Here is a 26,961-nt window from a genome sequence, read left to right as displayed (position 1 = left end):
TGTCTCGCCACGGCGGTAGACAATCCCCCATGACCCGGCTCATGCGCGGCACCCGTCGAGGTGCCGGGAAAGGTTGTCAGTCTTGGAAGATCTTCTCAGAGACTACTTGCCCATCCTTATCTTTCTGGCCGTAGCGATTGGCTTGGCCATTGCGCTTGCCGCGTCGGCCATTCTCATCGCGGTGCGGAATCCCGACCCCGAGAAGGTCTCGGCCTACGAATGCGGGTTCAACGCGTTCGATGACGCTCGGATGAAATTCGATATCCGATTCTACCTGGTGTCGATCCTCTTCATCATCTTCGATCTGGAAATCGCCTTCCTGTTCCCATGGGCCACCGCGTTCAAGGACGTGTCGATGGTCGGGTTCTGGTCGATGATCGTCTTCCTGGGCGTCCTGACGATCGGCTTTGCTTACGAATGGAAGAAGGGAGCGCTGGAATGGGAGTGATGACAGGCCCGAACACCGCCGGCGCCGACCCGGACGTGAACGCACAGGCGTTCAACCGGGAACTCGAAGACCGCGGCTTCCTGCTGACCTCGACGCAGGACATCATCAACTGGGCGCGCACCGGCTCGCTCCACTGGATGACCTTCGGCCTGGCCTGCTGCGCGGTCGAGATGATGCATTCGTCGATGCCGCGCTACGATGCCGACCGCTTCGGGATCGCGCCGCGCGCGTCCCCGCGCCAGTCGGACGTGATGATCGTGGCCGGCACGCTGACCAACAAGATGGCGCCGGCGCTGCGCAAGGTCTATGACCAGATGCCCGAACCGCGCTACGTGATCTCGATGGGATCCTGCGCCAACGGGGGCGGGTATTACCACTACAGCTACTCGGTGGTGCGCGGCTGCGACCGGATCATCCCGGTTGACATCTACGTCCCCGGCTGCCCGCCGACGGCCGAGGCGCTGATCTACGGCTTCCTGCAGTTGCAGCGGAAGATCCGCCGCACTGGGACGCTGGCCCGCTGAGCGCGCAATGGGCCGCCACCCCGGCGGGGTGGGGCCTGCACATACTGAGGAACGAAGCCGATGAGCGACGCACTGAACGAACTGGGCGAACACATCGCCTCCAAGCGGCCGGATTGCGTGCTGTCGTGGGAAATCTCGTTCGATGAGCTGAACGTCGATGTGGCCCCGTCGAGCCTCGTGGGCTTCGTCGACTTCCTGAAAAGCGATGCGACCTGCCGGTTCACGTCGCTTGTCGACATCACCGGCGTCGATCATCCCGACCGGGCCAAGCGGTTCGACGTGATCTACCACTTCCTGTCGATGACCAACAACCAGCGCATCCGCCTGCGCGTGTCGATCCGGGAAGAGGACATGGTGCCGTCGATCATCGACCTGCACCCGTCCGCCAACTGGTTCGAACGGGAAACCTTCGACATGTTCGGCATCCTGTTCACCGGCCACCCGGACCTGCGCCGGATCCTGACCGATTACGGCTTCCGCGGCTATCCGCTGCGCAAGGATTTCCCGACCACGGGCTATATCGAATTGCGCTACGACGAGGCTGAAAAGCGCGTCGTCTATGAACCGGTCGACCTGGTCCAGGAATACCGCCAGTTCGATTTCATGAGCCCGTGGGAAGGTGCCAAATATATCCTGCCTGGTGACGAGAAGACGGACGAGGTTCCGAAGTGATCGGGCAGGGGGCATAATATGGGCTTCCTGATCTGGCTTCTGCTGGCCTCGGCCACGGTTCCGATGCTGAAGCTGCTGCCGCATTTCGGCATCAACAAATACTGGGCTTTCGCCTGCCTTATCCCCATCGGCACCGCTGCGCTGATCTGGTGGATGGGGGTCAAACTGCAAGAGCTGGAGAAACGCTGATGGACGGCTCCAAGGGTTTCGAAGACGCGCTGACCGGCGAACAGAAGATCCGGAACTTCAACATCAACTTCGGGCCGCAACACCCGGCCGCGCACGGCGTGCTGCGGCTGGTGCTGGAGCTTGACGGCGAGATCGTGGAACGCTGCGACCCGCATATCGGGCTGCTGCACCGCGGGACCGAAAAGCTGATGGAATCGCGGACCTACCTGCAGAACCTGCCCTATCTCGACCGGCTGGATTACGTGGCGCCGATGAACCAGGAACACGCCTGGTGCATGGCGATCGAGAAGCTGACCGGCACCGTCGTGCCGCGGCGCGCCTCGCTGATCCGGGTGCTGTTCTCGGAAATCGGGCGCAACCTGAATCACCTGCTGAACGTGACGACACAGGCCATGGACGTGGGCGCGCTGACGCCGCCGCTCTGGGGCTTCGCGGAACGCGAGAAGCTGATGGATTTCTACGAACGGGCCTGCGGCGCGCGCCTGCACGCGGCCTATTTCCGCCCCGGCGGCGTGCACCAGGATCTGCCGCCCAAGCTACTGGATGATCTGGATGCGTGGTGTGAACAGTTCCCGTCCAAGCTCGACGACATCGACGGCCTGCTGACCGAAAACCGGATCTTCAAGCAGCGCAACGTCGATATCGGCGTGGTGAACCAGCAGGACGTGCTGGATTGGGGCATGAGCGGCGTCATGGCGCGCTCGGCCGGGCTGGCATGGGACCTGCGCCGCGCGCAGCCCTATGAATGCTATGACGAATTCGATTTCCAGATCCCCATCGGCAAGAACGGCGACTGCTACGACCGTTTCCTGATGCGGATGGAGGAAATGCGCCAGTCGACCAAGATCATGCAGCAGGCGCTGGCCAAGCTGCGCGAACCCGACGCGCAGACCGATATCCTGGCCCGCGGCAAGCTGACCCCGCCCGACCGCGGCGACATGAAGCGGTCGATGGAAGCGCTGATCCATCACTTCAAGCTTTATACCGAAGGTTTCCACGTCCCCGCGGGCGAGGTCTATGCCGCCGTCGAGGCGCCCAAGGGCGAATTCGGCGTCTACATGGTGGCCGACGGCACGAACCGCCCCTACCGCGCCAAGCTGCGCGCGCCGGGCTTCCTGCACCTGCAGGCACTGGAATACATGACCAAGGGCCACCAGCTGGCCGACGTGGCGGCCATCATCGGGACACTCGACATCGTGTTTGGTGAGGTCGACCGTTAATGGGTGCTGGCAGGGGTCCGGGTCTTGATGGCTTTGCAACCGGTGGGTTCGCTGGCAGCCGGCCCGTTTCCCGCCTTGCCGATTCCATCCCGATGTCCGAGAAGGACGGCGCCGAACGTCCGATCTCGCGCCACGAACACGTAATAAAGCCCTAGGAAGACGCCTATGCTCCGCCGCCTATACCACGAACAGCCCGAGAGCTTCGCCTTCACGCCCGCCAACCAGGAATGGGCCGAGGCGCAGATCAGGAAGTATCCCGAAGGGCGTCAGGCGTCTGCCGTGATCCCGCTTCTGTGGCGCGCGCAGGAACAGGAAGGCTGGCTGTCGAAGCCCGCCATCGAAGGCGTGGCCGAAATGCTGGACCTGGCCTATATCCGGGTGCTGGAAGTGGCGACCTTCTACTTCATGTTCCAACTGCAGCCCGTAGGCTCGGTCGCGCATATCCAGGTCTGCGGCACGACATCGTGCATGATCTGCGGCGCCGAGGACCTGATGGCCGTCTGCAAGGACAAGATCGCGCCCGAGGCACACCAGTTGTCGGGCGACGGCAAGTTCTCGTGGGAAGAGGTGGAATGCCTTGGCTCCTGCTCGAACGCGCCGATGGCGCAGATCGGCAAGGATTACTACGAGGATCTGACCACCGAAAGCTTCGGCAAGATCCTCGATGATCTGGCCGCCGGCAATGTGCCGGTCCCGGGCCCGCAGAACGGCCGCTATGCGTCGGAGCCCAAGGACAACCTGACCAGCCTGACCGAGTACGAGAAGGACAAGATGCCCGACAACGCCTCTGTCGCGCTGGCCAAGGAAATCGGCGATACGATCAAGCGCATCGACGGCACCGAGGTGCCGTTGGTCACGCCGTGGATCAAAGCCGAGACCGATCCGGATGCGGCGCCGACGCCAGATCCGGTTCCTACGTCGGGCCCGGTTCCGGCGGACCATGCGCGTCCGGAAGAACCTGTCCCGACCGAAGACGCGCCGGTGTCTGACGAGGCCGCGAACGAGCCCGACGGCGCGAACGAGATGCCCGAAGATCTGCCGGACGACGTGCCGGGCGATCTTCCGACCGAGCCCGAAAGCGGTGACGCCAAGGACGAGGACCTGCTGGCCGGTATCGACGAATCCGAACCCCAGACGCTGTCCGCCCCGCGCGACGGCGCCGAGCCGGACGATCTGAAGCTGATCAACGGGGTGGGCCCCAAGCTGGAAGAGATGCTGAACGAACTGGGCTTCTACCATTTCGACCAGATCGCGGCCTGGTCCATGAACGAGATCGCTTGGGTCGACAATCGCCTGAAATTCAAGGGCCGGATCCTGCGGGACGACTGGGTCGCGCAGGCCGAGGCCCTCGCCGCCGACAAGAACGGAGCGTAAGCGCACGCCATGAGCGACGAACTGGACCGCAAGATGGCCCGTAAGGGCCGGCACACGGCGATCGTGATCGCCGGGTCCATCGTGCTGTGGCTTCTGGCGACCAATTTCGTCGGACCCGCCCTGGGCCTTCCGGGGCGCTATGCGCTGCTCTTCGATTTCGCAGCTTTGGCCGCGCTGATTTATGCCGGCGTCAACATCGTACAGATCTGGCGCATGCGCCAAGAAAGCCAGGGGTAACGACATGCTCAAGGATCAGGACCGCATCTTCACGAACCTCTACGGGATGCACGACCGTTCCCTGAACGGCGCGAAGAAGCGCGGGCATTGGGACAATACCGCGGGGCTGATCGCCGACGGACGCGACAACATCATCCAGAAGATGAAGGATTCGGGCCTGCGTGGCCGGGGCGGGGCGGGCTTTCCGACCGGTCTGAAATGGTCGTTCATGCCCAAGGAAAGCGACGGTCGCCCGGCTTACCTTGTGATCAACGCCGACGAATCCGAACCCGCGACCTGCAAGGACCGCGAGATCATGCGCCACGATCCGCATACGCTGATCGAAGGGGCCCTGATCGCGTCTTTCGCGATGAACGCGCATGCGTCCTACATCTACATCCGCGGCGAATATATCCGCGAGCGTGAAGCCCTGCAGGCGGCCATCGACGAATGCTATGAGGCGGGCATGCTGGGCGCGAACGCCGCCGGCTCCGGCTGGGATTTCGATCTGTACCTGACACACGGCGCGGGCGCTTACATCTGCGGTGAGGAAACCGCTCTGCTGGAAAGCCTCGAAGGCCGCAAGGGCATGCCCCGCATGAAGCCGCCGTTCCCGGCCGGCGCGGGCCTTTACGGCTGCCCGACCACGGTGAACAACGTCGAATCCATCGCCGTCGTGCCCACGATCCTGCGCCGCGGGCCGGACTGGTTTTCGTCCTTCGGGCGCCCGAACAACGCGGGCACGAAGCTCTTTGCCATCACCGGCCACGTGAACACGCCCTGCGTCTTCGAAGAAGAAATGTCGATGTCGGTGCGCGAGCTGATCGAAAAGCATGGCGGCGGCGTGCGCGGCGGGTGGGACAACCTGAAGGCCCTGATCCCGGGCGGCGCCTCGTGCCCCGTTCTGCGGGCCGATCAGCTGGACGACGCGATCATGGATTTCGACTGGATGCGCGAGAACAAGTCGAGCTTCGGCACCGGCTGCATGATCGTGATGGACCAGTCGACCGACATCATCAAGGCGGTCTGGCGGCTGTCGAAGTTCTTCAAGCACGAAAGCTGCGGCCAGTGCACGCCGTGCCGCGAAGGCACCGGCTGGATGATGCGGGTGATGGAACGGCTGGTGACCGGCAATGCCAGCGTGGAGGAGATCGACATGCTCTTCGACGTGACCAAGCAGGTCGAAGGCCACACCATCTGCGCTCTGGGCGACGCGGCCGCATGGCCGATCCAGGGCCTGATCCGCAACTTCCGCGACGAGATCGAAGAGCGTATCAAGGGCCAGGCCATCGCGGCCGAATGATGATTAACCCGGTACGGATCTTTTTTGCCGGTGCGCTGGCCGCGGCTCTCGCCAGCTGCACGGCCACGCCCGTTCCCGTCATGGCGCCGCCGCCCGGCGCCACTGCGAAAACTGCCGTCGAAAGCTATATCCGCGTGGTGTCGACCGCGCAGGCGATTGCGGAATCGTGCAGTGCCTACGGCATAACGCTCGCCTTCGACGACCGCGATGCGATGACCCAGGCCTATATCGCGCAACTGATCGACGCCGGGTTCACCCAGGCCGAGATCGAGACGGCTTTCAACACGATCAATCGCGACAGGATCTCGGCCGACGCCGTGCGTTACATGGACGAGCGCGGCGCGAAAAAGGGCGACCGGGAGTCGTTCTGTGCCGTGGGCGCGTCCGAGATCGAAAAGGGCACGGCCGTGGGCCGGCTTTTGTCGCTGTCCTAGGGTCCTGACCCTGGCGTGCGTTGACCTTTTCGGCCGCTCTCCGGTAACGGTGATCCCGTGTCGGCAAGACCGGGACAGGGCAGGCAGGGACCCGCGGTGATCATTTCCCACACGTACAGGTTCGTCTTCCTCCACATTCCTAAATGTGCGGGCAAGTCGGTGCGCCGGTACATCATGACGGCCGATCCTTCCGCCGTCTCCTACTGGGGCTGGGATTGGGACGAACGGTTCCAGCGGTTCGTCGACATGGCTCATCGCCCGCTTCTGGACCTGCCCGACAAGGATCTGGAGGCGGTCCGAACCTATCCCACCTGCGCCATCGTCCGCGATCCGGTTGCGCGCTTTGCCTCGGCCGTGGGGCAGCATTTCCACCAGCACAGCTACCGGATTCGCAGGACCGCAGACGAAATGCTGGACGAGATCACGTCGATCAAGATCCGCCACGATCCCGCGTACATCCACTTCTGCCCGATGAACGCCTATACCCATATCGGCGACACGAAACTGGCCGACACCGTCCTGCATCTGGAGGATCCGGACTGGAAGGCCGGGCTGAACCGGTTCCTGCAAGAGCAGGGCGCGCCGCTGCCGGAAGGCGAGGTCGGCCATCGCAACCGGCGGTCGTCCGATCAGGGCAAGCCCGAAGCGCCGGAAGACGTGACCCGGCTGGCCGCGCTCTATGCCCGCGATTTCGAACTGTTCGGATATCCCGGACCGGAAATCCCGCTTCGGACGGTGAACCTGAAAACCGAGCAGGGATGGGACAATGCGGTCGATTTCGGCAATCTCGACACTGTCCGCTTCCTGGGGCGGCGCATGACCCGGCGATAAGGCCACGCTGTAACGTTTGTGTGAGCCTGCACTCATTCAGCGACGCGGGCCGGGGGCTTTGCTAACGCTTTCCCCGTGGAACCAGTCCGGGAGAGTTCATGGTCATGGAACAATTTGCACCCTATTCGCACGCGATTGCCGCGCTGGCGCTCTATGCCCTGATCGTGCTGCTGCTCAGCCCGGTTTCGGCGGCCCGGAAGTCCGCGGCGGGGGTCGAGGCCGGCGGCACGCCGCCCGAAGACTATTCCGATCCGGTGTACCGTCTCGATCGCGCCTATCTGAACGCGATGGAAAACAGCGGCCCCTTCGCGCTGGCCACGATTTCGGCCATCCTGGTGGGGGCGAGCCCGTTCTGGGTGAACTGGCTGGCATCGATCTTCCTGATCGCGCGGATCGTGCACCTGGTGATTCACATCGCCGGTCTGGGCAAGCCCAACATGGGCGTGCGCAGCATCGTCTTCACGGTGGGCTGGGCCTGTTGCGGGGTCCTGGCCGTCTTCGCCCTGATCGGTGCCTTCGCGTTCTAGGCCGCAAGGGGCGGTTGCGGAAGATCGCGCAATAGGTTGAAACACCTGCCGCAATCGGGCATTTCCCTGTAACCGGTCACCGTACCTTTTTGTGGGGCCGTGGCGATGCGCGCCAAGGCAGGCGCGGGGGCATCGCAGGGAAATTGAGGGAACGCGTTCAATGCGGGCAACATCCGTTCTTGTCCTGGGGGGCATTCTCGCCGGTCTTGCGGGCTGCGGTTCGACCATCGACGACCGGGTGCCGAGATTCGACGGCTACCAGTTCCGGGGCAAGGCCAAGGGGACCGACAAGAACAGCCTTGCGCCGTTCGAAGTCGTCGTGCGCGACGCGGGCAAATCCGTCGAAGGCGCGCGCGAGGCGGGGCGCTACCAGGGCACGACCTATTGCATCCACAATTTCGGGACGTCGGAAATCATCTGGACGAACGGTCCTGATGCCCCCGACGGGGCACTTCGGATCTCGGACGGTAACCTGATTTTGACCGGTCGCTGCGATCCTTGACCGCGGTCCGTTGCTCTCGCCCTCTGTGAACGGGGATGATATTGCATATCTTGCTGCGGTCGGGGCCAGGTGCGATCGACCGAACCATGGAGGATGCGATGCAATCCACATTCAGAACCGCAGCCAGACCGCTGGGCCGCGCATTGGCCATATTCGCCTGTGTGGCCGCGGCCGCGCCCGGAATGGCGCTGGCCAAACCGTCGCTGCGCGACGTGCCCGAAATCGAAGATCCGCTCTTTGCCGTCGCGGTTGCCAATGAAATACGCGAAGTGTGTCCCTCGATCTCCGGTCGGGTGACGAAAGGCATCGGGGTCTTGTGGAATTTGCGGGCACGCGCCAATGAGTTGGGCTATACGGATGACGAGATCCGGGCCTATGTGAAGTCGCCGGAAGAAAAGGCCCGGATGCGCGCCAAGGGGATGGAAATCCTGGCCGATTACGGGCCGGTGAGCGACCCGCAGACATACTGCGCCTACGGGCGCGCCGAAATTGCCAAGGGAAGCGCTATCGGAGCGCTGCTGAAGGAGAAATAGCCATGTCCGACCTCCGCAAGATCGTCATCGATGGACGGGAAGTCGAAGTGGATGGCGCGATGACCCTGATCCAGGCCTGCGAACAGGCCGGGATCGAGATTCCGCGCTTCTGCTATCACGAACGGCTGTCCATCGCAGGCAACTGCCGGATGTGTCTTGTGGAAGTCGTGGGCGGCCCGCCGAAGCCGGCTGCGTCCTGCGCCATGCAGGTCCGCGACCTGCGGCCGGGGCCGGAAGGCCAGGCGCCGGTGGTCAAGACGAACTCTCCCATGGTCAAGAAGGCCCGCGAGGGCGTGATGGAGTTCCTGCTGATCAACCATCCGCTGGATTGCCCGATCTGCGACCAGGGCGGCGAATGCGATCTTCAGGATCAGGCCATGGCCTACGGCGTTGATTTCTCGCGCTATCGCGAACCCAAGCGTGCCTCGACCGATCTGGATCTTGGCCCGCTGGTCGAAACCCACATGACGCGCTGCATCTCGTGCACCCGCTGCGTGCGCTTCACGACCGAAGTCGCCGGCATCCACCAGATGGGCCAGACGGGCCGCGGGGAAGATGCCGAGATCACGTCGTACCTGAACGAGACACTGCATTCGAACCTGCAGGGCAACATCATCGACCTGTGCCCGGTGGGCGCGCTGGTGTCGAAGCCCTATGCCTTCACCGCCCGCCCGTGGGAACTGACGAAGACGGAAACCATCGACGTGATGGATGCGCTTGGCTCCAACATCCGGGTGGACACGAAAGGCCGCGAAGTGATGCGGATCCTGCCGCGGAACCATGACGGCGTGAACGAGGAATGGATCTCCGACAAGACGCGCTTTGTCTGGGACGGCCTGCGCCGCCAACGTCTGGACAAGCCTTACATCCGCAAGGACGGCAAGCTGAAGCCTGCAACCTGGCCCGAAGCCCTGGCCGCAGCGGCCGAAGGCATGAAGGGCAAGAAGATCGTGGGCCTTGTCGGGGATCTGGCGCCGGTCGAAGCCACCTTTGCGCTGAAGCAGCTGGTCGAAGGGCAGGGCGGCGTCGTCGAATGCCGCACCGATGGTGCAAAATTGCCGGCGGGCAACCGTGGCGCCTATGTCGGAAACGCGTTGATCGAGGATATCGACCACGCCGAATACGTCATGCTGATCGGCACCAACCCGGCTGTCGAAGCGCCTGTCCTGAACGCCCGCATCCGCAAGGCTTGGAGCCACGGCGCCCAGGTCGCGCTGATCGGCGAGGCCGTGGACCTGACGTTCGATTATGTCCACATGGGCACCGACCGCAAGGCGCTGAGCGATCTTCAGGGCAAAACCTTCAATGACGTCAAGGACAAGCCCTCCGTCGTGATCGTGGGGCAGGGTGCCCTGCAAGGCGAAGACGGGGCCGCGGTCCTGGCTGCCGCGCAGGATGTCGTGTCCAAGACCGGCAGCAAGCTGCTGGTTCTGCATTCGGCCGCGTCCCGCGTGGGCGCGATGGATGTGGATGCCGTGAACGACGATGGCATGGGCGCCGTGACGGAGGCCGAGGTCATCTACAACCTTGGCGCCGACGAGGTCGAGATCGCCGATGGTCCGTTCGTGATCTACCAGGGCTCGCACGGGGATCGCGGCGCACACCGCGCCGACGTGATCCTGCCAGGCGCGGCCTACACGGAGGAGCAGGGGCTGTTCGTCAACACCGAAGGCCGCCCGCAACTTGCGCTGCGCTCGGGCTTCGCGCCGGGGCAGGCGAAAGAGAACTGGGCGATTCTCCGGGCGCTGTCGGCCGAGCTTGGCGCGACGCTTCCATTTGATTCGCTTGCACAACTCCGGCAGGCTTTGGTGTCCCAAGTGCCACACCTCGCGAAAATCGACGAGGTTCCGGAGAACGAGATCCAGCCGCTGGAGGCCGGCACACTGGTCAGCGGCGACTTCGGCAACGCGGTGCCGGACTTCTACCTGTCGAACCCGATTGCCCGTGCCTCTGCGCTGATGGCCGAGATGTCGGCCCGGGCCTCGGCACGTGACGGGGAAAAGATCGCCGCCGAATGATGCCGAAAGGCGCGTTTGTGGCAGGGTTCGCGGGCCTTTTCCTGATGGGCTGCGACCCGGCAGAACGCATGGACGCGGGCGGGCCGCCGCCCGAATACGGAACGGTCGAAACGCGTCTGCTGGACGACGATCTGGTGCAGTTTATTGTGACGGTCGAGGATCCGCGAAGCCCTGCCGATCTGACGGCTTTTGCGGATTGTGCCGCAGCGCAGTATGCTCTTGTTCGCGGGTATAACTTTGCGCGGCATTTGCGCACAAATCTGCGGGAAAAGGGTAGCATGTGGGTCGCAGATGCGGTTTACACGATTTCGCCGGCACTGCCCCAGGGGCTGCGTACGTTGGACGCCGAAGTTATCGTCGCAGCCTGCCAGGAAAATGGAATACCAACGGTGTGAGGACCAATGGCTAGCTTCTTCTCCGACACCTATCTCGGCATCGCATTGGTCATCATCGGACAGATCCTTCTTGTCCTGCTGCCGCTGCTGGTAGCACAGGCCTTCATCATGCTGGCCGAGCGCAAGATCTGGGCTGCCGTCCAGCTGCGCCGCGGCCCGAACGTGGTGGGCGCCTTCGGCCTTTTGCAAAGCTTTGCCGACTTCGCGAAATACATTGTGAAAGAGGTCGTCTTCCCCGCCGGTGCAGACCGGTTCGTTTTCATTCTGGCGCCGATCATCTCGACCGTGATGGCGCTGATCGCCTGGGCGGTGATCCCTTTCGGGGACGATCTGGTCGTCGCCAACATCAACGTGGCCATCCTGTACGTCTTCGCGATCTCGTCGCTGGAAGTGTACGGCGTGATCATGGGCGGATGGGCCTCGAACTCCAAGTATCCGTTCCTGGGCTCGCTCCGGTCCGCCGCTCAGATGATCTCGTACGAGGTGTCGATCGGGCTGATCATCATCGGGGTGATCATTTCGTCCGGGTCCATGAACTTCGGCGCCATCGTCGCCTCGCAGAAGGGCGATTTCGGTCTCTTCTCTTGGTACTGGCTGCCGCATTTCCCGATGTTGTTCCTGTTCTTCATTTCGGCCCTGGCCGAAACCAACCGCCCGCCCTTCGACCTTCCGGAAGCGGAATCGGAACTGGTGGCGGGCTATCAGGTGGAATACTCGTCCACGCCCTTCGTCCTGTTCTTCTTGGGCGAACTGGTGGCGATGACGCTGATGTGCGCGCTGGTCACGCTGCTGTTCTTCGGTGGCTGGCTGTCTCCGGTGCCGGGGCTGCCCGATGGGCTGCTGTGGATGATCGGCAAGATGATCATCGTGTTCTTCCTGTTCTCCATGGTGAAGGCGATCACCCCGCGTTACCGGTACGACCAGCTGATGCGGCTGGGCTGGAAGGTGTTCCTGCCGATGAGCCTGGTCTGGGTGGTCTTTGTTGCCTTCGCCGCGAAATTCGACTGGCTCTGGGGCACGTATGCCCGCTGGGCCGTGGGAGGCTGATCCATGACGCAGATCGATTACGGACGCGCCGCCAAGTATTTCCTTCTGGCCGACTTCTTCAAAGGGTTCCGGCTGGGGTTCAAATACTTCTTCTCGCCCAAGCACACGATCAACTATCCCCATGAAAAGGGGCCCTTGAGTCCCCGTTTCCGGGGCGAACACGCGCTGCGCCGCTATCCCAACGGGGAAGAGCGTTGCATCGCCTGCAAACTGTGCGAGGCGATCTGCCCCGCGCAAGCCATCACCATCGATGCCGAACCGCGCGAAGACGGCTCGCGCCGGACCACGCGCTACGACATCGACATGACGAAGTGCATCTATTGCGGTTTCTGCCAGGAAGCCTGCCCGGTGGACGCGATCGTCGAAGGTCCGAACTTCGAATTCGCCGCGGAAACGCGCGAGGAGCTGTTCTACGACAAGGCAAAACTGCTGGACAACGGCGAACGCTGGGAAGCCGAGATCGCCCGGAACCTGGAACTGGACGCACCGTACCGATGACCTGTGCACGCAATCAGATCGAAACGGGGCAACTGGCGTCTACGGGCGTTCGGGGAGGCCGGTCATGACCGATCCGCAAAACCCGTTCGAGGCGATGCTGCGCCAGTCTCTGGACATGGTGAAGAAGATCAACCCTGCGATGGAGAGCTTTTCCGCGAAGGAGCTGGAAAAGCTCTGGCCGACCATGCCGAAAGAGATGATGGAATTCTGGTTCGGCAACACCGTCAACAAGGACGGGCTCGACGCCCGGACGCGGCTTCTGCTGACGCTGGCCGGCCTGACCATGCAGGGCGCGCAGGCGGATGCGGCCATCCGCCAGACGGTGCGCCACGCTGTCGAAGCGGGCGCCCGCAAGCAGGAAATCATTGAAACAATCGGCCAGATGTCGGCATTCGCCGGCATCCCGGCCATGACCCGGGCGCTTGAACTGGCGCGCCAGGTTCTGGACAAGCCCGAGGAGCAAGCGACATGATCGCCTTTTCCTTCTACCTCTTTGCTATCTGCGTGCTGGTCGGCGGGTTCTTTACCGTCATATCGCGTCAGCCGGTCCATTCGGTCCTGTGGCTGATCCTGGCCTTCCTGTCTTCGGCCGGACTCTTCGTGCTCCTGGGCGCCGAATTCGTGGCCATGCTGATGATCATCGTCTACGTCGGAGCGGTCATGGTGCTGTTTCTCTTCGTGGTCATGATGCTCGACGTCGATTTCGCCGAGCTGAAGGCCGAGATGGCGAAATACATGCCGCTGGCACTGGTGATCGCGCTGGTGCTGCTGATGCAGTTCTTCCTGGCCTTCGGGGCATGGGATGCGAACGCCGCGGCGGAAGGTCTGCGCCAGAACGTGACGCCCACCGACATTCCCAACACCAACGCGCTGGGGATGCTGCTCTACGACAAGTACTTCCTTCTGTTCCAGCTTGCCGGCCTGATCCTGCTGGTCGCCATGATCGGTGCCATCGTGCTGACCATGCGCCACCGGACCGACATCAAGCGTCAGGACATCCTGACCCAGATCTATCGCGATCCGGCGAAGTCGATGGAACTGAAGGACGTGAAACCGGGGCAGGGGTTGTGATGCCGGCCGCAAGCTGGATCGCCGTGGCCATAGCCGCTTTCATTCCCGTCGCCATGGTCGGCCAATGGCGCCGGGGCCGCAGTGGCGTGAAAACGGCTGCCCTAATGACATGCGCCGCGGTCGTTTCGGGGACCATAGGCATACTGAATTGAGGAACCGAGGGACATGATCGGACTCGAACATTACCTAACCGTCGCGGCCACGCTGTTCGTGATCGGCATCTTCGGTCTCTTCCTGAACCGGAAGAACGTGATCATCCTGCTGATGTCGATCGAGCTGATGCTTCTGTCGGTCAACATCAACCTTGTCGCGTTCTCGAGCTTTCTCGGGGATCTGACGGGCCAGGTCTTCACGTTGTTCGTGCTGACCGTCGCCGCCGCCGAGGCTGCGATCGGTCTGGCCATTCTTGTGTGTTTCTTCCGCAACCGTGGGTCGATCGCGGTGGAAGATGTCAACGTGATGAAGGGGTGAGCCCATGGAACTGATCGTCCTCTTCGCCCCGCTCATCGGCGCGCTGATCTGCGGTTTCGGCTGGCGGGTCATCGGCGAAACCGCCGGTCTGGTGATCACGACCGGCCTGCTGTTCCTGGCCGCGCTTCTCAGCTGGATCATCTTCCTGACCTTCGACGGGCACACCACCGTGATCCCGATCATGCCCTACATCGAAAGCGGCACGCTCGCGACCGACTGGGCCATCCGGATGGACCGGCTGACGGCGATCATGCTGATCGTGGTCACGACGGTGTCCAGCCTCGTGCACCTTTATTCCTGGGGCTACATGGCCGACGATCCGGAATTCGCCGGCGGCATCCCCTACAAGGCGCGGTTCTTCGCGTACCTGTCCTTCTTCACCTTCGCCATGCTGGCGCTGGTCACGTCCGACAACCTTGTCCAGATGTTCTTTGGCTGGGAAGGGGTGGGCGTTGCGTCCTACCTGCTGATCGGCTTCTACTACAAGAAACAGTCGGCGGGCGCGGCGGCCATGAAGGCCTTTGTCGTCAACCGGGTGGGGGATTTCGGCTTCGCGCTGGGGATCTTCGCACTATACTTTCTGACCGACAGCATTTCTTTCGAGGTCATCTTCTCGGAAGCGCCGACCATCGCCCAGACGAAGCTGCACTTCCTGTGGGGAGAATGGAACGCGGCCGAGGTCGTGGCCTTCCTTCTCTTCATCGGCGCGATGGGCAAGTCGGCGCAGCTGCTGCTGCACACATGGCTGCCCGACGCGATGGAAGGCCCGACGCCCGTGTCGGCGCTGATCCACGCGGCGACGATGGTCACGGCGGGGGTCTTCCTGGTCTGCCGCATGTCGCCGATCTACGAATTCGCGCCCGACGCGAAGATGTTCATCGCGGTCATCGGTGCCACCACGGCGCTGTTCGCGGCGACGATCGGCCTGGTGCAGAACGACATCAAGCGCGTGATCGCCTATTCGACCTGTTCGCAGCTGGGCTACATGTTCGCGGCCGCCGGTGTGGGCGTCTATTCCGTGGCGATGTTCCACCTGCTGACGCACGCGTTCTTCAAGGCGCTGCTGTTCCTGTGCGCCGGGTCCGTCATCACCGCGATGCACCACGAACAGGACATGCGGAATTACGGAGGCCTGCGTAAGAAGATCCCCGTGACCTTCTGGGCCATGATCTTCGGCACGCTGGCGATCACCGGCGTGGGCATTCCCTTCACCGATATCGGCTTTGCCGGCTACCAGTCGAAGGATGCGATCATCGAAAGCACCTGGGGCGCGGGCAACATGTACGCGTTCTGGCTGACGACCATCGCCGCGGCGCTGACGGCCTTCTATTCCTGGCGCCTGATCTTCATGACCTTCTACGGCAAACCCCGCGGCGATCATCACGCGCACGACCATGCGCATGAAAGCCCGCTGAACATGCTGATCCCGCTGGGGGTCCTGTCCCTTGGCGCCATCTTCTCGGGCATGATCTTCCTGAACGTGTTCTTCGGGCACACCGACCAGATCGGCAAGTTCATGGGCATCCCGGTGGCCGAGGCCAGCGCCGATGCCGGATATGGCGAGACGGACGATCACGCAGCAGGGGCGACCGACGACCATGCAGTTGCGTCCGACGATGGCCATGGCGCGGCCGGGGCCGATGGCGGCGGCGAGCATCATTATGTCTATGCCGGCAAGCCGGGCGAGGGCGCGATCTATATCGCCCCGGACAACCACGTCCTGGAACGCGCGCACGAGATCCCGTGGTACTTCAAGATCGCGCCGACGGTGGCGATGCTCATCGGGCTGGGGATTGCCGTGCTGTTCTACATCGTGAACCCGAAGCTGCCGGTGAAACTGGCCGAAAACCAGCCGCACCTGTACCGCTTCCTGCTGAACAAGTGGTACTTCGACGAGATCTACGACGCGATCATCGTCAGGCCGGTCATCCTGCTTGGAAAAGTCTTCTGGAAACGCGGTGACGGCTCCGTCATCAACGGCTTCCTCAACTGGCTGGCGATGGGTGTCGTTCCGTTCTTCACCCGCCTCGCAGGCCGCGCCCAGTCGGGCTACATCTTCACCTATGCCTTCTGGATGGTGCTCGGGCTTGTGTTCCTGATCACCTGGTTGTCGCTCAGCGGAGGGGCGCACTGATGCTGACGGACTCGATCCTTTCCATCGTCACCTTCACGCCGATGGTCGCCGCCGTCATCCTTGCGCTCGTTCAGCGCGGGACGGACGAATCCGCGCAGCAGCTTGCCAAGTACTACGCGCTGTTCACCACCACCGTGACGTTCCTTGTTTCGCTTGGGATCCTGTTCCAGTTCGATGCGTCGAACACGGGCTTCCAGATGGTGGAAGAGGGCGAATGGCTTCTGGGCCTGAAGTACAAGATGGGCGTCGACGGGATTTCCGTCCTGTTCGTTCTGCTGACGACCTTCATCATGCCGCTGACGATCCTGTGCAGCTGGGAAGTGAAGACCCGCGTCAAGGAATACATGATCGCGTTCCTGCTGCTTGAATCGCTGATGCTGGGCGTGTTCATGTCGCTCGACCTCGTGCTGTTCTACATCTTCTTCGAAGCCGGCCTGATCCCGATGTTCCTGATCATCGGCATCTGGGGCGGGGTGGATCGCGTCTACGCGGCGTTCAAGTTCTTCCTTTATACCTTCTTCGGTTCGGTTCTGATGCTGGTGGCCATGGTCACAATGTATTCGATGTCCGGCACCACCGACATTGCCGAGCTTCTGACCTACCAGTTCAGTACCGATGCGTTCAGCGTGCTGGGCGTGCATGTCATCGGGGGCTTGCAGACACTGCTGTTCCTGGCCTTCTTCGCCAGCTTCGCGGTGAAGATGCCGATGTGGCCGGTGCACACCTGGCTGCCCGACGCGCACGTCCAGGCGCCGACGGCCGGGTCGGTCGTTCTGGCCGCGATCCTTCTGAAGATGGGCGGCTACGGCTTCCTGCGCTTCTCGTTGCCGATGTTCCCGGTCGGGGCCGACGTGATGGCGCCGGTCGTCTTGTGGCTGAGCGCGATTGCCATCGTCTACACCTCGCTTGTGGCGCTGGTGCAGGAGGACATGAAGAAGCTGATCGCCTATTCATCGGTGGCCCACATGGGCTTTGTCACGATGGGCATCTTTGCCGCCAACGTGCAGGGGCTGGATGGTGCGATCTTCCAGATGATCAGCCACGGCTTCATCTCGGCGGCGCTCTTCCTGTGTGTCGGCGTGATCTACGACCGGATGCACACGCGGGAGATCTCGGCCTATGGCGGACTGGTGAACCGGATGCCGGCCTATGCGACGGTGTTCATGCTGTTCACCATGGCCAATGTGGGCCTGCCGGGCACCTCCGGGTTCGTGGGCGAATTCCTGACCATGATGGGGGCCTTCCAGGTCAACACCTGGGTTGTCTTCGTGGCGGCGTCGGGCGTGATCTTCTCGGCTGCTTATGCGCTCTGGCTTTATCGCCGGGTCGTCATGGGTGACCTGATCAAGGAAAGCCTGAAAGCGATCACCGACATGAGCCCGCGCGAACGGTTCATCTTCGCGCCGCTCGTCGTCATGACCATTCTGCTGGGCGTCTACCCGTCGCTCGTCACCGATATCATCGGCCCGTCCACGGCGGCGCTGGTCAACCACTATGACACCGCGCTGGAAGCGGCCAAGGCCGCGACCCAGGTCGCATCCCACTAAGGAGTGAAAGGCGCGATGGAGACCAATATGCAAGCCGATCTGGCGGTGATCCTGCCCGAGATCGTTCTGGCGCTGTTCGCAATGGCGGCCCTTCTGGGCGCGGTCTACACCAAGAAGGACGCGCTGGCGCCTGTCCTGGTCTGGATCACCGCGGCCGTGATGGCCCTGCTGGCCATCTATATCGGCGTGGCGGAATCCGGCACCCATGTCGCATTCGGCGGCCTGTTCATCGATGACAGCTTCTCGCGGTTTGCCAAGGTGGTGATCCTGCTGTCGGCGGCCGTCGTCCTGATCATGAGCCAGGACTACATGACGAAGCACGGCTTGCTGCGCTTCGAATACCCGGTGCTGGTCTCGCTGGCCGCGGTGGGGATGATGGTCATGGTCTCGGCCGGGGACCTGATGTCGCTCTACATGGGGCTCGAGCTTCAGTCCCTGTCGCTTTATGTCGTGGCGTCCCTGCGGCGCGACAGCATCAAGTCGACGGAAGCGGGCCTGAAATATTTCGTGCTGGGCGCGCTGTCGTCCGGTCTGCTGCTGTTCGGTGCGTCGCTTGTCTATGGCTATGCCGGCACGACGCTGTTTTCCGGCATCATCCAGACAACCGCCGAGGGCGTTTCGCTGGGCATGCTCTTCGGCGTGATCCTCGTGATCACCGGGCTGGCGTTCAAGATCTCGGCCGTCCCGTTCCACATGTGGACGCCGGACGTCTACGAAGGCTCGCCCACGCCGGTGACTGCGTTCTTCGCCACCGCACCCAAGATGGCCGCGATGGCGCTGTTTGCCCGGGTTCTCTATGATGCGTTCGGCGGTGTCGTGGCCGACTGGCAGCAGGTTCTGGTGCTTCTGTCGGCGGCGTCGATGCTGCTGGGCGGGGTCGCGGCCATCGGCCAGACCAACCTGAAACGCCTGATGGCCTATTCGTCGATTGCCCATATGGGCTATGCGCTGATGGGGCTGGCGGCCGGCACCGAATACGGCGTGTCGGCGATGCTGATCTACCTTGCGATCTACGTCACGATGAACGTCGGCACCTTCGCCTTCATCCTGAGCCTCCAGCGCGATGGCCAGCCGGTGACCGACATCGCCTCGCTGGGCGGTCTGGGCGCGCGGGAGCCGGCGAAGGCGATGGCGATGCTGATCCTGCTGTTCAGCCTTGCGGGCGTGCCGCCGATGCTGGGCTTCTTCGCCAAGTTCGCGGTCTTCCGCGCGGCGATCGAGGCGGATCTGTACTACCTCGTCGTGATCGCGGCCATCGCGTCTGTGATCGGGCTCTTCTACTACCTGCGCCTCGTCTACATCATGTATTTCGGGGAAGAGGCGGACGAGCTCGACAGCCAACCGCAACCGATACTTTGGGGGCTCCTGATGATCTCGGCCGCGGCGATGGTGCTGGGCATCTTCAACATGTTCGGGGTAGATACAGCCGCGCTGGCCGCGGCGGCGACACTTGTCCAGTAAGGACTGGCCCGGCGGCTACGATCGCCGCATCCTCGACGAGGTCGACAGCACGTTGAGCGAGGCCGGGCGTATCGCGTCCGGCCTGACGCGTCCGACCTGGATCATGGCCCGTACCCAGACCGCTGCACGCGGCAGGCGCGGGCGCCCGTGGTCGATGCCCGCCGGGAATTTCGCTGGCACGCTTGTCTTGCACCCGGCCGAACCGGCATCAGACGTGGCGCTGCGCAGCTTCGTGGCAGCCCTGGCGCTGCACGACGCGGTGTCCGAGGTGGCGGGCACCGATGCGGGCCTGGGCCTGAAATGGCCCAATGACGTGCTGCTGAACGGCGGCAAGCTGGCCGGCATCCTCCTGGAAAGCAGCGGCATCGGCACCGGCGTCAGCCACCTGTTCATCGGGATCGGCGTCAACCTCGCCTCTGCTCCTGCGGCGTCCGAGGTCGAGGACCGCGCCCTGCGCCCGGTCGCGCTGGCCACCGAAACCGGTGTCGCGATCGCGCCGGAAGATTTCCTGACCGCCCTCGCCACGGCCTATGCGCGGCAGGAAGATCGCTTCCGACGCGAGGGATTCGCGCCGATCCGCACCGCATGGCTTGCACGTGCCGTCAAACTGGGCGAAGTGATCACCGCGCGCACCGGAACCACCGAAACCATCGGCCGGTTCGATACGGTGGACGAGGACGGCAACCTGGTTCTATCCACGCCCGGCGGCAAAACGGCGATCCCGGCGGCCGACATCTATTTCTGAAGGGGAGAGGCGATGCTGCTCTGCATCGACTGCGGCAACACCAACACCGTCTTTTCGATCCGCAACGGGACCGAGTTCGTCTCGACCTGGCGCATTTCGACGGACTGGAAGCGCACGGCCGACGAATACCATGTCTGGCTGAAGACGCTGATGATGCTGACCAAGTTCGACGCCGACATCACCGATGTCATCGTGTCGTCGACGGTGCCCCGTGTCGTCTTCAACCTGCGCGTCCTGGCTGACCGCTATTTCAACACGCGCCCCCTTGTCGTGGGCCGGGCCGATTGCCTGCTGCCCATCGACGTGCGCGTCGATACCGGCACGGCTGTGGGCCCTGACCGGCTGGTCAACACCGTCGCCGCGAATGACCGCTACGGCGGCGACACGATCGTCGTCGATTTCGGCACCGCGACCACCTTCGATGTCGTGGGCTCCGACGGGGCCTATGTCGGGGGTGTGATCGCGCCGGGGGTGAACCTGTCGCTGGAAGCGCTGCACATGGCGGCCGCCGCGCTGCCGCATGTCGATATCTCGAAGCCCCAGCGCGTGGTGGGCACCAACACGGTGGCCTGCATGCAATCGGGCGTGTTCTGGGGCTATGTCGGCCTCGTTAAAGAAATCTGCGCGCGCATCAAGGCCGAACGCGACCGGCCGATGCGCGTGATCGCAACAGGCGGGCTGGCGCCTCTCTTCCAGCAGGCCGAGGACCTGTTCGACGAATATGTCGACGACCTCACGATGCACGGATTGTCCGTGATCCATAACCATAACAAAGAAATGACGTGACCGAATGAGTGATGAACGACTGATCTACCTGCCCCTGGGCGGGGCCGGCGAGATCGGCATGAACGCCTATGTCTACGGTGTAGGCAAGCCCGGGAAAGAACGCCTGATCCTTGTCGATCTGGGTATCACCTTCCCCGACATGGACACCACGCCGGGGATCGAACAGATCCTGCCCGACATCGCCTGGCTGAAGAAGAACGCGAACCGCCTGGAGGCGATCTTCATCACCCACGCGCACGAGGACCATATCGGCGCGGTGGCGCCGCTGTATGCCGATCTGAACGTGCCGGTCTATGCCCGTGCCTTCACCGCCAATATCGCGCGGCGCAAGATGGACGAACACGGCCATCCCGACAGCGCGGTGACCGTCGTCGACGCCTGGCCACACCAGGTGCAGGCGGGTCCGTTCCGCGTGGGCTTTCTGCCGATCTCGCATTCCATCCCGGAAAGCGCCGGTCTGGTGATCGACACGCCGCAGGGCCGGCTGATCCATTCGGGCGACTTCAAGCTCGATCCGGGCCCGGTGGTGGGAGAGGCGTTCGACCCCGCGCTCTGGGCCGAAGTGTCCCAGCCCGGCGTGAAGGCGCTGATGTGCGATTCGACGAATGTCTTCTCGCTGCATCCCGGCCGGTCGGAAAGCGAACTGGGCCCCGCCATCGAGGCGCTGCTGAACGAGTCCACCGGCATGGTCGTGGCCACGACCTTCGCCTCGAACGTCGCGCGTCTGGTGACGCTGGCGCAATCGGCGCAGAAGGTCGGCCGCTCGGTCGTGCTGCTGGGCCGCGCGATGCGGCGCATGGTGGAGGCGTCTATCGAAACCGGCGTGATCGCCGATTTCCCCGGCGTCGTCAGCCCCGAGGACGCGGTCAACATCCCGCGCGAAAACCTTCTGGTGCTGGCCACCGGCAGCCAGGGCGAGCGGCGCGCCGCCTCGGCCCAGCTGGCCCGGGGCAAGTTCCTTGGCATCGAGATGAAGCCGGGCGACCTGTTCCTGTTCTCGTCCAAGACGATCCCCGGCAACGAACGCGAAGTCATCCGGATCATGAACCAGCTGTCCGAACGCGGCATCGACGTGGTCGATGACAGCTCGGGCAAGTACCACGTGTCGGGCCACGCCAACCGGCCGGACCTCGAACGGATGCACGACGTCGTGAAGCCGCAGATGATCATCCCGATGCACGGCGAACACCGCCACCTGCGGGAACATGCGAAGCTTGCCCAGGCGAATGGCTACGTCTCGGAAGTCGCGACCAACGGCACCATGCTGGATCTGTCGGGTGACAAGCCGCGCGTCGTCGATCACATCGAAACCGGGCGCACCTATGTCGATGGCAACATCAAGATCGGCGCGCTGGATGGCATCGTTCGCGACAGGATCCGCATGGCGCTGAACGGCCATGTCACGGTCAACGTCATCATCGACGAGGAATTTCGCCTGCTGGGCGATCCGTGGTGCGAACCGATGGGCCTGACCGATGAAGGCAAGTCCGGCAAGCCGTTGCCCGAACGGATCGAGGCCGAGCTGTCGGCCTTCTTTGGCCGCGCCGACCGGAAGTTGATGCGCGACGATGGCAAGATCGACGATGCGATCCGCCGCATCGCCCGCCAGACCGCGAACAACGAAATCGGCAAGAAGCCCGAAGTCACGGTCATCATCTCGCGACTGGAATGACAAAAAAGGGACGGCGCCCAAACCGGGCGCCGTCCCTTCAACTTCCTTGGTCTTCCAATACCTCGGGGGTGTCCGCTCCGCAGGAGCGGGCGGGGGCAGAGCCCCCGACACGCGGCCATCGCGATGGCCGCGCCCCTGAATTCACCCGGTGGCGCGGCGCTCTTCGAAGCTCAGCGCGATGAAGCTGGGCATGTGATCGCCCATGCCGACAACCTGCTTGCCATCCGACCGTGACCGGCCCGATCCGCCGCGCGACGACGACCGCGAACTGCTGCTCTTGGCATTGCTGTTCTTGGGCGCGGTGGTCTCGGTCGCGGCGTCGTTCCCGGTCGCGGGCTTCCGGGCCTCGGTCTTGCTGGCCTCGGTCTTGCTGGTGTCGGGCGCTGCGGCCTCGGTACTTTCGGCGTTGCTCCGGCTGCGCGAAGAGGTCCGCGTCGTCGTCCGCGACGACCGCGATGTCGTGCGCGAGCGGCTTTTCGGTGCGTCTTCTTCGGCCTCGTCCTTGGCCGGCTTCTCGGCCGGGGCCGCGGCTTTCAGCGGGTTCGGCGTGCGCGGGATTTCCTTCTGGAGCAGCGCTTCGACCGCCCCAAGGTTCTTCTCGTCGCGCGTGGCGCAGATCATCACGGCCTTGCCGTCACGGCCCGCACGGCCCGTCCGGCCGATCCGGTGAACGTAATCTTCCGCGTGGCTCGGCACGTCGAAGTTGAAGACGTGGCTCACGCTGGGCACGTCGAGCCCGCGGGCGGCGACGTCGGAGGCGATCAGGAACCGCAGCGTCCCGTCGCGGAAACCGTCCAGCGTCTTCGTCCGCTGGCTCTGGTCCAGGTCGCCATGGATGGGCGCGGCGTCATAGCCGTATTTCTTCAGCGATTTCGCGACCGTATCCACATCCGTCTTGCGGTTGCAGAAGATGATCGCGTTGGTGCATTTCTCGCCCTCGGCATCGATCAGGGCGCGCAGCACGTTGCGCTTTTCCGTCGATTCCCGGTCCTTGCGGCTGGGCTTGAACATCACCACCGACTGTTCGATCGTCTCGGACGCGGTGGCCTGGCGGGCGACCTCGATCCGTTCGGGGGCGGACAGGAAGGTGTTGGTGATGCGCTCGATCTCGGGCGCCATGGTGGCCGAGAAGAACAGCGTCTGCCGGGTGAAGGGCGTGAGCGAGAAGATGCGTTCGATGTCGGGGATGAACCCCATGTCGAGCATCCGGTCGGCCTCGTCCACCACCATGATCTGCACGCCCGTGAGCAGCAGCTTGCCGCGTTCGAAATGGTCCAGCAAGCGGCCGGGCGTGGCGATCAGGACATCGACGCCGCGGTCGATCAGGGCATCCTGTTCCTTGAAGGACACGCCGCCGATCAGCAGCGCCTTCGTCAGCTTCAGGTGCTTGGTATAGGTGTCGAAGTTCTCCGCCACCTGGGCGGCGAGTTCGCGGGTGGGGCAGAGCACGAGGCTCCGCGGCATCCGTGCCCGTGCGCGGCCCTTGGCGAGCATCGTGATCATCGGCAGCGTGAAGCTGGCGGTCTTTCCGGTGCCGGTCTGGGCGATGCCCAGAACGTCGCGGCCTTCAAGCGCCGGCGGGATCGCGCCGGCCTGAATGGGGGTGGGGGTCTCGTAGCCGGCATCGACCACGGCCTGGAGGACCTTCGGGTGGAGGTTCAGATCAGAAAACTTTGTCATTTATGTCCGTGTGTTGCGGACACTGACTTGGCCCGCTCATGCAGCGCATGCGGGCCTGGTTGGCCCCGGCGTCAAGCCGGATGGATCGCATACAAGCGGGCCATACCAAATTGCGGCGTCAGGGTCAAACCGAAGGGACGGAATCGCGCAAATCGCGCGCCCGGTCCTGCGGCGGGCGGTTGCGGTGCGTGCAAAGCACACACCCTACGCCTGCCAACCTGCCGTAGGGTGCGTGGTTTCCATTCACCGTAACCCGGCCCCTAGTCGTCGTCCTTGCGTTTCTTGTACCGCTGCACCCGGGCAAAGACGGTGCGGCGGTCTTCCATCAGAAGCCGCAGCAGGCGGAACCCGAGGGGGCGTAGCACAGCGTCTTCTTCCGCGAAGCGCCACAGGCGCGCCAGGATGATGCGGTCCATGTCGCCGTGAACCAGCGCATAAGGTGCCAGGTCGAAGGCCAGCGGATGCCGCTTGCGCCCGGACCGGCGCGGGAAGGCGCGATCGTTGGGCCGGCCTGTCAGGCTGCGTTCGCTGTCATGCAGCTTGATCAGGTCGAAAAGCATCGCCAGCCCCATCCCGCCCGACAACTGCGCCGGGGTTTCACCATGGGCCGCGAAGGTCACCGCGGCCGAGACGAGCCAGCGCACGGGCAGGGCATCGGCCAGGTACTGTCCTTGTTCATGCCACATCCGGTGGAAGAGCGACAGCGCTTCGGCCGGGGGCGCACGGCGGCGCAGCACCGCGACGCAAATCGCGTGGACCAGAAGCAGTTCGCTTTCACCGTCGAATTCAGCCGTCAGCGTCGCGTACTTGCGGCGGGCGTCCTGCGCCTCGTACGGGCCAAGGGGCGTGGTGTCGGCGATGACGCTGATCTGGGTCAGACCGGCAAGGTCCACGTCGACGGGCGGCAGGACGGCAAGCGGATCATCGTAGGGTACTTCCTTTTCTTCAAGGAAGCGCATCAGGCTGTAAAAGCCGCCGGGATAGACTGTATCGGTGATATCCATGGCGGCCTGTTGTCCTGTCAGGTCATCATTTCCTTGGTCGCCGACAGCGTCACGTCGGGATAATCCCGGTCGATGCGGTCGATGTCCCATTGCAGGCGCGTAAGATAGACGATGTCGCCGTCGTGGTCATGGGCAATGTGCTGCTTGTTGGCACTCACGAACTTCTCGACCGCCAGCTTTTCGCCGTGCACCCAGCGGGCCGATGTGAACTGCGATCCCTCGAACCGCACCGGCAGGCCGTATTCCTGTTCGATCCGGCTGGCCAGAACCTCGAATTGCAGCGCGCCCACGACGCCCACGATGAAACCCGACCCGAAGGAGGGCTTGAAGACCTTGGCAGCACCTTCCTCGGCGAATTGCATCAGCGCCTTTTCAAGGTGCTTGGCCTTCATCGGATCGCCCGCGCGGCACGATTGCAGAAGCTCCGGCGCGAAGGAGGGGATGCCGGTGGCGCGCAAGGCCTCGCCTTCGGTCAGCGTGTCGCCGATGCGCAGCTGCCCGTGGTTCGGGATGCCGATGATGTCGCCGGCCCAGGCCTCTTCCGCCAGTTCGCGGTCGGAGGCGAGGAACAGGACAGGGTTCGTGATCGCCATCGGCTTCTTGGTACGAACATGGGTCAGCTTCATGCCGCGCTTGAAATGGCCGGACGCCATGCGCACGAAGGCCACCCGGTCGCGGTGCTTGGGGTCCATGTTGGCCTGCACCTTGAAGACGAAGCCCGCCACTTTGGGCTCTTCAGGTGCGATCTTGCGGGGCTGGGCGTTCTGGATCTGCGGTTCGGGGCCGTAATTGCCCACGCCATCCATCAGTTCCTTCACCCCGAACGAGTTGATGGCCGAGCCGAACCAGATCGGCGACAGCGTCCCGTCCAGCAGCGCCTGGGGGTCGAGCGGCGGCAGCAGTTCGCGCGCCATCTCGATCTCTTCCTTCAGTTTTTCCAGCAGCGCCTCGGGCACATGTTCGGCCAGCTTCGGATCGTCCAGCCCTTCGATCCGGATGGATTCGGCCACCTTGTTGCGGTCGGCGCGGTCCATCAGTTCAAGCCGGTCGTTGATCAGATCGTAGCAACCGATGAAATCGCGGCCCATGCCGATGGGCCACGACGCGGGTGTCACGTCGATGGCCAGGTTTTCCTGGATCTCGTCGATGATGTCGAAGGTATCGCGGCTTTCGCGGTCCATCTTGTTGCAGAAAGTCAGGATCGGCAGGTCGCGCAGGCGGCAGACCTCGAACAGTTTCTGCGTCTGGCTTTCCACGCCCTTGGCGCCGTCGATCACCATGATCGCCGCGTCCACCGCCGTGAGCGTGCGGTAGGTGTCTTCGGAAAAGTCCGAGTGGCCGGGCGTGTCGACAAGGTTGAAGCGGTACTTGCCGTAATCGAACGACATGGCCGAGGCGGAGACCGAGATGCCCCGGTCCTTTTCCATCTGCATGAAATCCGACCGGGTGCGCCGCGCTTCGCCCTTGGCGCGGACCTGTCCGGCCATCTGGATTGCGCCGCCGTAAAGCAGGAACTTTTCCGTCAGCGTCGTCTTGCCCGCATCGGGATGCGAGATGATGGCAAAGGTGCGCCGCCGGGCAATTTCCGGGGGCAATGCGGGGCGGTTTGTAAGCGGCTCGGACATGGCTGCCCTATAGGCGTGGGGCGGTCCGGGTGCA

Annotated in this window: 29 protein-coding genes; 26 read left to right on the top strand and 3 right to left on the bottom strand. The window is 63.5% G+C overall.

Going from position 1 to position 26,961, the window contains the following annotated elements; genetic code table 11:
* Positions 1-82: 82 nt before the first annotated feature.
* The 26 genes from D4754_RS04700 (at position 83) to D4754_RS04580 (ending at position 22,618) form a co-directional block, all read left to right on the top strand.
* Positions 83-448 (top strand): NADH-quinone oxidoreductase subunit A, encoded by a 366-nt coding sequence (locus D4754_RS04700; RefSeq protein ID WP_121061769.1) that lies wholly within the window; start codon positions 83-85, stop codon positions 446-448.
* Entirely contained in the window at positions 448-972 is a 525-nt protein-coding gene (locus D4754_RS04695) for a NuoB/complex I 20 kDa subunit family protein (RefSeq protein WP_163025817.1), read from the top strand. Before D4754_RS04700 ends, D4754_RS04695 begins: the two co-directional genes overlap by 1 nt.
* 60 nt (positions 973-1,032) lie before the next feature.
* On the top strand, positions 1,033-1,644 hold the full coding sequence (locus tag D4754_RS04690; RefSeq protein ID WP_121061767.1) for an NADH-quinone oxidoreductase subunit C: 612 nt from the start codon (positions 1,033-1,035) through the stop codon (positions 1,642-1,644).
* Positions 1,645-1,662: 18 nt separating this feature from the next.
* Positions 1,663-1,833 carry a hypothetical protein gene (locus D4754_RS23845; protein ID WP_163025778.1) on the top strand — a complete coding sequence of 57 codons (171 nt, stop codon included), beginning with the start codon at positions 1,663-1,665 and terminating at the stop codon, positions 1,831-1,833.
* Positions 1,833-3,053, top strand: a complete 1,221-nt coding sequence (locus D4754_RS04685; protein WP_121061766.1) for an NADH-quinone oxidoreductase subunit D — start codon at positions 1,833-1,835, stop codon at positions 3,051-3,053. The genes D4754_RS23845 and D4754_RS04685 overlap by 1 nt, the downstream gene beginning before the upstream one ends.
* 165 nt (positions 3,054-3,218) lie before the next feature.
* Positions 3,219-4,427 carry an NADH-quinone oxidoreductase subunit E gene (locus tag D4754_RS04680; RefSeq protein ID WP_121061765.1) on the top strand — a complete coding sequence of 403 codons (1,209 nt, stop codon included), beginning with the start codon at positions 3,219-3,221 and terminating at the stop codon, positions 4,425-4,427.
* 9 nt (positions 4,428-4,436) lie between these two features.
* On the top strand, positions 4,437-4,664 hold the full coding sequence (locus D4754_RS04675) for a DUF5337 domain-containing protein (RefSeq protein ID WP_121061764.1): 228 nt from the start codon (positions 4,437-4,439) through the stop codon (positions 4,662-4,664).
* Between the two features lie 4 nt (positions 4,665-4,668).
* Positions 4,669-5,946, top strand: coding sequence for an NADH-quinone oxidoreductase subunit NuoF (gene nuoF / locus D4754_RS04670; protein WP_121061763.1), 1,278 nt, complete (start codon positions 4,669-4,671; stop codon positions 5,944-5,946).
* Entirely contained in the window at positions 5,946-6,380 is a 435-nt protein-coding gene (locus D4754_RS04665; protein WP_163025777.1) for a DUF5333 family protein, read from the top strand. Before nuoF ends, D4754_RS04665 begins: the two co-directional genes overlap by 1 nt.
* A gap of 57 nt (positions 6,381-6,437) precedes the next feature.
* Positions 6,438-7,211, top strand: a complete 774-nt coding sequence (locus tag D4754_RS04660; RefSeq protein WP_121061761.1) for a sulfotransferase family 2 domain-containing protein — start codon at positions 6,438-6,440, stop codon at positions 7,209-7,211.
* Positions 7,212-7,315: 104 nt separating this feature from the next.
* Positions 7,316-7,738: an MAPEG family protein gene (locus D4754_RS04655; RefSeq protein ID WP_121062226.1), complete on the top strand. Its 423-nt coding sequence runs from the start codon at positions 7,316-7,318 to the stop codon at positions 7,736-7,738.
* Between the two features lie 160 nt (positions 7,739-7,898).
* Positions 7,899-8,240 (top strand): hypothetical protein, encoded by a 342-nt coding sequence (locus D4754_RS04650; protein WP_121061760.1) that lies wholly within the window; start codon positions 7,899-7,901, stop codon positions 8,238-8,240.
* A gap of 86 nt (positions 8,241-8,326) precedes the next feature.
* A complete protein-coding gene (locus D4754_RS04645; RefSeq protein ID WP_420837196.1) occupies positions 8,327-8,773 on the top strand; it encodes a DUF5333 domain-containing protein in 447 nt (148 codons plus the stop codon).
* 2 nt (positions 8,774-8,775) lie between these two features.
* Positions 8,776-10,791 (top strand): NADH-quinone oxidoreductase subunit NuoG, encoded by a 2,016-nt coding sequence (gene nuoG / locus D4754_RS04640; protein ID WP_121061759.1) that lies wholly within the window; start codon positions 8,776-8,778, stop codon positions 10,789-10,791.
* On the top strand, positions 10,788-11,186 hold the full coding sequence (locus D4754_RS04635) for a hypothetical protein (protein ID WP_420837195.1): 399 nt from the start codon (positions 10,788-10,790) through the stop codon (positions 11,184-11,186). The genes nuoG and D4754_RS04635 overlap by 4 nt, the downstream gene beginning before the upstream one ends.
* A 6-nt stretch (positions 11,187-11,192) precedes the next feature.
* Positions 11,193-12,233, top strand: coding sequence for an NADH-quinone oxidoreductase subunit NuoH (nuoH, locus tag D4754_RS04630; protein WP_121061758.1), 1,041 nt, complete (start codon positions 11,193-11,195; stop codon positions 12,231-12,233).
* A 3-nt stretch (positions 12,234-12,236) separates the two neighbouring features.
* On the top strand, positions 12,237-12,731 hold the full coding sequence (gene nuoI / locus D4754_RS04625; RefSeq protein WP_121061757.1) for an NADH-quinone oxidoreductase subunit NuoI: 495 nt from the start codon (positions 12,237-12,239) through the stop codon (positions 12,729-12,731).
* A 64-nt stretch (positions 12,732-12,795) separates the two neighbouring features.
* The gene (locus tag D4754_RS04620; RefSeq protein ID WP_121061756.1) at positions 12,796-13,203 is read left to right on the top strand and encodes a carboxymuconolactone decarboxylase family protein; all 408 of its coding nucleotides are present in this window, start codon (positions 12,796-12,798) and stop codon (positions 13,201-13,203) included.
* Positions 13,200-13,802: an NADH-quinone oxidoreductase subunit J gene (locus D4754_RS04615; RefSeq protein WP_121061755.1), complete on the top strand. Its 603-nt coding sequence runs from the start codon at positions 13,200-13,202 to the stop codon at positions 13,800-13,802. The genes D4754_RS04620 and D4754_RS04615 overlap by 4 nt, the downstream gene beginning before the upstream one ends.
* Before the next feature lie 165 nt (positions 13,803-13,967).
* Positions 13,968-14,273 (top strand): NADH-quinone oxidoreductase subunit NuoK, encoded by a 306-nt coding sequence (gene nuoK, locus D4754_RS04610; RefSeq protein ID WP_121061754.1) that lies wholly within the window; start codon positions 13,968-13,970, stop codon positions 14,271-14,273.
* Positions 14,274-14,277: 4 nt separating this feature from the next.
* Positions 14,278-16,407, top strand: coding sequence for an NADH-quinone oxidoreductase subunit L (gene nuoL / locus D4754_RS04605; protein WP_121061753.1), 2,130 nt, complete (start codon positions 14,278-14,280; stop codon positions 16,405-16,407).
* On the top strand, positions 16,407-17,954 hold the full coding sequence (locus tag D4754_RS04600) for an NADH-quinone oxidoreductase subunit M (RefSeq protein WP_121061752.1): 1,548 nt from the start codon (positions 16,407-16,409) through the stop codon (positions 17,952-17,954). Before nuoL ends, D4754_RS04600 begins: the two co-directional genes overlap by 1 nt.
* A gap of 27 nt (positions 17,955-17,981) precedes the next feature.
* A complete protein-coding gene (gene nuoN, locus D4754_RS04595) occupies positions 17,982-19,415 on the top strand; it encodes an NADH-quinone oxidoreductase subunit NuoN (RefSeq protein ID WP_121062221.1) in 1,434 nt (477 codons plus the stop codon).
* Positions 19,405-20,160 carry a biotin--[acetyl-CoA-carboxylase] ligase gene (locus D4754_RS04590; protein ID WP_121061751.1) on the top strand — a complete coding sequence of 252 codons (756 nt, stop codon included), beginning with the start codon at positions 19,405-19,407 and terminating at the stop codon, positions 20,158-20,160. The genes nuoN and D4754_RS04590 overlap by 11 nt, the downstream gene beginning before the upstream one ends.
* A gap of 12 nt (positions 20,161-20,172) precedes the next feature.
* Positions 20,173-20,946: a type III pantothenate kinase gene (locus D4754_RS04585; RefSeq protein WP_121061750.1), complete on the top strand. Its 774-nt coding sequence runs from the start codon at positions 20,173-20,175 to the stop codon at positions 20,944-20,946.
* Between the two features lie 4 nt (positions 20,947-20,950).
* Positions 20,951-22,618 (top strand): ribonuclease J, encoded by a 1,668-nt coding sequence (locus D4754_RS04580; RefSeq protein ID WP_121061749.1) that lies wholly within the window; start codon positions 20,951-20,953, stop codon positions 22,616-22,618.
* A 141-nt stretch (positions 22,619-22,759) separates the two neighbouring features.
* Here the strand turns inward: D4754_RS04580 and D4754_RS04575 are convergent, their stop codons facing one another.
* From D4754_RS04575 to D4754_RS04565, 3 genes are all read right to left on the bottom strand, one after another.
* On the bottom strand, positions 22,760-24,298 hold the full coding sequence (locus tag D4754_RS04575) for a DEAD/DEAH box helicase (protein ID WP_121061748.1): 1,539 nt from the start codon (positions 24,296-24,298) through the stop codon (positions 22,760-22,762).
* A 260-nt stretch (positions 24,299-24,558) separates the two neighbouring features.
* A complete protein-coding gene (locus D4754_RS04570) occupies positions 24,559-25,302 on the bottom strand; it encodes a hypothetical protein (RefSeq protein WP_121061747.1) in 744 nt (247 codons plus the stop codon).
* 17 nt (positions 25,303-25,319) lie between these two features.
* The gene (locus tag D4754_RS04565; RefSeq protein ID WP_121061746.1) at positions 25,320-26,927 is read right to left on the bottom strand and encodes a peptide chain release factor 3; all 1,608 of its coding nucleotides are present in this window, start codon (positions 26,925-26,927) and stop codon (positions 25,320-25,322) included.
* Positions 26,928-26,961 lie beyond the last annotated feature (34 nt).

Origin of the sequence: Chachezhania antarctica (assembly GCF_003646465.1) — a bacterium.
Classification (GTDB): domain Bacteria; phylum Pseudomonadota; class Alphaproteobacteria; order Rhodobacterales; family Rhodobacteraceae; genus Chachezhania; species Chachezhania antarctica.
The sequence above is the reverse complement of the archived record's forward strand: the minus strand, read 5'-3'. Positions and strand labels throughout refer to the sequence as shown.